This window comes from Caballeronia sp., from assembly GCF_049581465.1.
Taxonomy (GTDB): domain Bacteria; phylum Pseudomonadota; class Gammaproteobacteria; order Burkholderiales; family Burkholderiaceae; genus Caballeronia.
Window position 1 is genome coordinate 1 of record NZ_JBAUSA010001051.1, and the last position, 5,946, is coordinate 5,946.

At 60.3% G+C, this 5,946-nt stretch carries 6 protein-coding genes; 2 read left to right on the forward strand and 4 right to left on the reverse strand.

Going from position 1 to position 5,946, the window contains the following annotated elements; translation table 11 throughout:
* On the reverse strand, positions 1–989 hold a 989-nt coding region (locus WCA53_RS25730; protein ID WP_423917065.1), incomplete at its 3' end, for a hypothetical protein.
* Between the two features lie 316 nt (positions 990–1,305).
* The gene (locus WCA53_RS25735; RefSeq protein WP_423917067.1) at positions 1,306–1,476 is read right to left on the reverse strand and encodes a rubredoxin; all 171 of its coding nucleotides are present in this window, start codon (positions 1,474–1,476) and stop codon (positions 1,306–1,308) included.
* A gap of 386 nt (positions 1,477–1,862) precedes the next feature.
* Here WCA53_RS25735 and WCA53_RS25740 point away from each other — a divergent pair, with 386 nt between their 5' ends.
* Both WCA53_RS25740 and WCA53_RS25745 read left to right on the forward strand, forming a co-directional pair.
* Complete coding sequence (locus WCA53_RS25740) at positions 1,863–2,732, forward strand: hydroxymethylpyrimidine/phosphomethylpyrimidine kinase (RefSeq protein WP_423917075.1); 870 nt, start codon at positions 1,863–1,865, stop codon at positions 2,730–2,732.
* 26 nt (positions 2,733–2,758) lie between these two features.
* The gene (locus WCA53_RS25745) at positions 2,759–3,574 is read left to right on the forward strand and encodes a DUF72 domain-containing protein (RefSeq protein WP_423917069.1); all 816 of its coding nucleotides are present in this window, start codon (positions 2,759–2,761) and stop codon (positions 3,572–3,574) included.
* A gap of 138 nt (positions 3,575–3,712) precedes the next feature.
* On the opposite strand, the gene groL is transcribed toward WCA53_RS25745, so the two are convergent.
* A complete protein-coding gene (gene groL, locus WCA53_RS25750; protein WP_423917071.1) occupies positions 3,713–5,353 on the reverse strand; it encodes a chaperonin GroEL in 1,641 nt (546 codons plus the stop codon).
* A gap of 109 nt (positions 5,354–5,462) precedes the next feature.
* Positions 5,463–5,753 carry a co-chaperone GroES gene (locus tag WCA53_RS25755; RefSeq protein WP_031362728.1) on the reverse strand — a complete coding sequence of 97 codons (291 nt, stop codon included), beginning with the start codon at positions 5,751–5,753 and terminating at the stop codon, positions 5,463–5,465.
* Between the last annotated feature and the right edge of the window lie 193 nt (positions 5,754–5,946).

The following is a 5,946-nucleotide window of genomic DNA, read 5'->3' on the forward strand; positions in this document are numbered from 1 at the left end:
TCGCTCAGGAAATCCTCGTAAGCGGTGGCATTTACGCGCAACACCCCCAGGTCGCGCGTGGGCGCTTCCCTTGCCGCCAGCACGTTGCGCTCCCAAATGTCCTCGGAAGACTGCGTACCCGATACGTGCCAGTCGACCGTCAGGCCGTAATCACGCAATACATCCACTTGAGCGGAATCTTCCGCCGATGCCCCATACAACGCGTAGTCACGCCACAGCAACGCGAGCGTCGCCCGGACCAGCGACTTGGGCGCGTGGGTCGACCCGTGCGCCTGATCGGCAAGAACGAGATTGAAACGCGCGTAAAGCCGATGGGCGTCGGCAGCATTGTCCGGGTGAAGACGCAGCGCCCGGATCACCGCGGCGGCCAAGCGCCAGAAATCGTAGGCATCAGGGCCGGCAAGATCGGCGAGACAGGCGTCGAGCATGGACATGATCTCGGTCTCGCCGGGTGCGCCCTTGTCGCCCGGCTTTGAGCGCAACAGCATCAGCAATGCGCGTTCATAGTGCGCCCGAACGCGCGCCATGCGTTCCGGCGATATAGCGCGCAACGTGGCCGGCGCAATAGCGCGTCCGACGAGCGCGAGGTCGTCGAAGGAAACGGGCGCCGCGCGCGTGTGCGCGGCGAGCAACGCATGCAACGCGCGATAGTGATCGAACAGCAAAGTGGAACACGCGAGTTCGCGCAGATTGCGACGCTCGACGGCCGCGCTGAAATCCCGCAACGCCTCAGCAAATTGATTGCGGCTTTTCTCGTTCAGTCCGGCCAGCGGAGACACCAGCGCGAGCGTTTCCCCAAAGCGTTGTGCCGGCAGCCACCCGGCCGATTGCAGCGCGCCGATCGCCCGACGCAGCACGCCGGTGGTGTCGCCGTCGCGCAGGAAGGCATGCTGCGCGTCGGTCAGCGCCATCTCCGCGATACGCACCGAGCCGCCGCGCGGGTTGGGTAGTGCTTCGAACGTGTTCGTGAATCCGGATTGAGGTGTCATGGAGCGCTCACGAGCCGATGCACAGCGAAGTGCCACGCACTCGGTGGATCTTGATCGGACCAGGCCATTGCCGCCTATTCACAAAGCCGGCGCTAGCCCGGACGCGCGTTTTACGAATCGTTTTCGCCGGATCCTTCAACCCCGCCGGACACTCCGTTCGCTACGCGCATTTCCCCTACGGTTTCCAGCATCCCACTACAGCATTGCACGACGTAAACTGCACGAGGCTAAATTGCACGAGGTAAACAGCACGCGCCGCATGAACGCTTTCCATCCATGCGGCGCATTTCCTTCCGACGCAACCCCTAGTCCACGCTCAGATCTGAACCATCTCGAAGTCTTCCTTGCGGGCGCCACATTCGGGACAGGTCCAGTTGATGGGGACGTCCTCCCAGCGTGTGCCCGGCGCAATCTGTTCTTCGGGCAAACCCGCTTCTTCGTCGTAGATCCAGCCGCAGATCAGGCACATCCAGCTTCTGTATTCCATACTTATGCCGCGTCAAGTAGTCCGTTAGATGAGTGCATGATGGTACCGGTTTGGCGCCGCCATGCCTAGCAATGTGCCTCTGTTGGCCGACCGGTCAGGGTTTGCGCCCGACAAGCCCCATTTCAGCCGACGAAAACGCACGATCGGGCGCGAGCGCATCGTCAGCACGTATCGATCCACCGCCGCGACGCGTTTCAATTTCGCCGGGATTGGTCGATTTTGTCCGGAAAAACCATCGGTCGGCTGCCTCGACGTGACTTTAGGCCGCATAATCGAGCCGTTTGCGCCGTTTCATTCTTCAGCCGCATAAACGCGGCGGAAGCTTTAAACCTATCCGGCGCCTGCCGTTTTCCTGGCCTCAGCCTCCTGACATGTCTGCCATTGCGATGCCCAGCGACACCCCTCCGATCGTTCTCACCTTTGGTCTCTCCGACCCCACTGGCGGCTCCGGCCTGCAAGCCGACTTGCTGACCCTGGCGAGCATGGGATGCCATGGCGTGACCGTCCTCACCGGCTATACGGTACGGGACTCCGCCAGTTGCGACGAAGTGACCGGTCTCGACCCTGACACCGTCGGCACTCAGGCCCGCATGTTGCTGGAAGATATGCCAGTCGCGGCCTTCAAGATCGGGGCGGCGACCCGTGCCGAAGTAGTGGCCGCAATTGCCGAAGTGGTCGCCGACTACGACGACGTGCCGTTGATCCTCGCGCCCGATTTCACGCTCGATGACGAACACGTGCTGGCTGCCGACGAATTGCGCGAGTCCATGGCGGATTTGCTCGTGCCGCAAACCACCATGCTCGTCGCCGATCACGCCACGCTGTTGCAGCTCGCGCAGCCCGACGGCGACGCCGAGGCGCCCACGCTTGACGCTGCCATCTCGCATTTGTTGTCGCAAGGATGCGAGTACATCCTTGCGACCGAAACGGGCACGCATCGGCATGTGAACACGCTTTATGGCGAAGAAGGCCAGATCAGGCAGGACACGTGGGAGCGCACCGAGCATCGCATGATGGGGATTACCGATACGCTCGGCACCGCGATCGCCGCTTTGCTCGCGAACGGGCAGGAACCGGCGGAAGCCGCGAGGGAAGCGCAGGAATACGTGTTTCAGGCGACCCGCGCCGCGTTCCGGCCTGGCATGGGTGCCTACATCCCCGACCGATTTTTCTGGGCCCGTTCAAATGACGACGAAGAAACGCCGCCAGTTGTGGTCGATGCACCGCTTATCGTACCGGGCGAAGCCCGCCATTGACACTTCTCGTGGAGCGAGACTCACTGATGCATAAGCCCTCGATCCACGTTCACAAGCACATTGCCGGCACCGTACGTGTCGGATGTGCTGGCTGGGGCCTGACCGACGCCATCGCGGAACATTTTGCGGGCGACGGCACGCACCTGGAACGCTACGCGCAGGTCCTCACCTGCGTCGAAATCAACTCGAGCTTCTTCCGGCCGCATCGGCCGGAAACCTACGCGCGCTGGCGCGACAGCGTGCCGTCGACGTTTCGCTTTTCGGTCAAGCTGCCCAAAGCCATCACCCATGAAGCGCGACTCGCCGGCTGCGAGCCGCTGCTCGACGCGTTCTTCTCGGCCGCGACTCACCTCGGCGATTCCCTTGGCTGCTGGCTCGTGCAATTGCCGCCAAGCCTCGTCTTCGATCCCGCTCTGGCCGAATCCTTTTTTGCATCGATGCGCAAGCGCACAAAGATCCCCATCGCGCTCGAAGCACGGCATGAGAGCTGGTTCACGTCTGCCGCGGCCAAGCTGCTGAAAGCGAAATCGATCGCCTATGTCGACGCCGATCCGCAACCTGCCGGTTGTGCGATCCAGCATCATGCGGACACGTCGCTGGCGTACTTCCGGCTGCCTGGCTCGCCGGATATCTATAGCTCGTCGTATGAATTTCCCTACCTCGATTCGCTCGCGCTCACGTTGCACGATCGCGCGAGGAAAGCCGACGACGTGTGGTGCATCTTCGATAACACCGTCGCCGGCTCGGCCCAACTTAACGCGTTGCGCGTGATAAGCCGGCGTGCGCTGAATACCCGGCCGAAGAAAGTCGCCGACAAGGCGAACGAGAACGCCGACGTTTGAGCGCGTATAAAAGGGCAAAAAAAAAAGCAGAAAAAAACCCGCATCGTTGCCGATGCGGGTTTTTTCTTTGTGCGCCGCGTGTTTCCGAAGAAACACGCGGCGCCATGCTTTTCGACGGGTTTTGACACCCAGCCGAAATTACATGTCCATGCCCATGCCGCCCATGCCGCCGGGCATACCGCCGCCCATTGAGCCTTCTTCCTTCGGCAATTCCGACACAGCGCAGTCGGTCGTCAGCAGCAGACCTGCTACCGATGCCGCGTTTTGCAGTGCCGTACGCGTCACCTTGGTCGGGTCCACAACACCGGCTTCGACCAGGTCGACGTACTCACCCGTTTGCGCGTTGTAGCCGAAGTTGCCCGTACCGGCTGCAACTGCTGCCACCACGACGCTGGCTTCTTCGCCGCCGTTCGTGACGATCTGGCGAAGCGGCTCTTCCATCGCGCGCAGCACGATCTTGATGCCGGCGTCCTGATCGGCGTTGTCGCCCTTCAGGTCCTTCAGTGCCAGACGAGCGCGGATCAGCGCAACGCCGCCGCCAGCCACGATGCCTTCTTCCACAGCTGCGCGCGTTGCGTGCAGTGCGTCTTCAACACGTGCCTTCTTTTCCTTCATTTCGACTTCGGTCGCAGCGCCAACCTTGATCACTGCCACGCCGCCAGCCAGCTTGGCGACACGTTCTTGCAGCTTTTCACGGTCGTAGTCCGACGTTGCTTCGTCGATTTGCGTGCGAACTTGCTTCACACGCGCTTCGATGTTCGCAGCTTCGCCAGCGCCGTCGATGATCGTGGTGTTTTCCTTCGCCACTTCAATGCGCTTGGCCGAACCCAGTTCAGCCAACGTTGCCTTTTCAAGCGTCAGCCCGGTTTCTTCAGCGATGACTTGACCACCGGTCAGGATCGCGATGTCTTCCAGCATGGCCTTACGACGATCGCCAAAGCCCGGAGCCTTCACAGCAACGGTCTTCAGGATGCCGCGGATGTTGTTCACAACCAGCGTTGCCAGTGCTTCGCCTTCGACATCTTCAGCAATGATCAGCAGCGGACGGCCAGCCTTCGCGACTTGTTCCAGGATCGGGAGCAGGTCACGGATGTTCGAAACCTTCTTGTCGTGCAGCAGCACGAACGGGTTTTCGAGGATGGCGGTTTGCTTTTCCGGCGTGTTGATGAAGTACGGCGACAGGTAGCCGCGGTCGAATTGCATGCCTTCAACCACGTCCAGCTCGTCTTCCAGCGACTTGCCGTCTTCAACCGTGATCACGCCTTCCTTGCCGACCTTGTCCATTGCTTCGGCAATACGGTCACCAATCGACGTATCGCTGTTAGCCGAAATCGCGCCAACTTGAGCGATTTCCTTGTTCGTCGTGCAAGGCTTGCTGATCTTGCGCAGTTCTTCGATAGCAGCCGACACTGCTTTGTCGATACCGCGCTTCAGGTCCATCGGGTTCATGCCCGATGCAACGTACTTCATGCCTTCGCGAACGATCGACTGGGCCAGGACCGTAGCCGTGGTCGTGCCGTCGCCTGCGTTGTCGCTGGTGCGGGAAGCGACTTCCTTCACCATTTGCGCGCCCATGTTCTGCAGGCGGTCTTTCAGTTCGATTTCTTTAGCAACCGAAACACCATCCTTCGTGACCGTCGGGCCGCCGAAGCTGCGTTCCAGAACTACGTTACGACCCTTCGGGCCCAGCGTGACCTTGACCGCGTTGGCCAGGATGTTCACGCCTTCAACCATCTTTGCACGGGCGATATCGCCAAATACGACTTCTTTAGCTGCCATATTCAAACTCCTTGATTCGTTTCAGTTATTCAGGCTTTCAGCCGGCCGCGCGAGATTCGTTTTGACGCATCGATCGCGTGGCCGCGAAGCCGAACGGACGTGAAGGGATTTACTTGACCAGGACGGCCATGATGTCTTCTTCGCGCATCACGAGCAGTTCATTGCCGTCGACCTTGACGGTCTGACCAGCGTATTTACCGAACAGCACGCGGTCGCCCACTTTGACGTCCAGGGCGTTTTGCGTACCCTTGTCATCGCGCTTGCCCGGGCCGACGGCCAGGATTTCGCCTTGATCCGGCTTTTCAGCTGCGGCGTCGGGGATGATGAGACCCGAGGCAGTCTTCGTTTCCTGATCCAGACGTTTAACGATGACGCGATCGTGCAAAGGACGAAGGTTCATACACACTCCTCTCTTAACTGAGACTGTAAAAAACGCGGGACACCCGTCCGGCGACGCCGGGCGGAAAACTTGTTAGCACTCTCGTGCAGCGAGTGCCAAGTATATGGCACTGCGATCGGTAATTTCAAGAAGGGATATCGATGGAAGTGTCGAGATTCATCTAACGTTGAAGTTTGTTCGCTTAACGTTGAGC

Excerpts from the sequence above, each read along its gene's own strand:
- WCA53_RS25735 (WP_423917067.1), bottom strand. The coding sequence starts at position 1,476 with ATGGAATACAGAAGCTGGATGTGCCTGATCTGCGGCTGGATCTACGAC.
- WCA53_RS25740 (WP_423917075.1), top strand. The coding sequence starts at position 1,863 with ATGCCCAGCGACACCCCTCCGATCGTTCTCACCTTTGGTCTCTCCGAC.
- WCA53_RS25745 (WP_423917069.1), top strand. The coding sequence starts at position 2,759 with ATGCATAAGCCCTCGATCCACGTTCACAAGCACATTGCCGGCACCGTA.
- groL (WP_423917071.1), bottom strand. The coding sequence starts at position 5,353 with ATGGCAGCTAAAGAAGTCGTATTTGGCGATATCGCCCGTGCAAAGATG.
- WCA53_RS25755 (WP_031362728.1), bottom strand. The coding sequence starts at position 5,753 with ATGAACCTTCGTCCTTTGCACGATCGCGTCATCGTTAAACGTCTGGAT.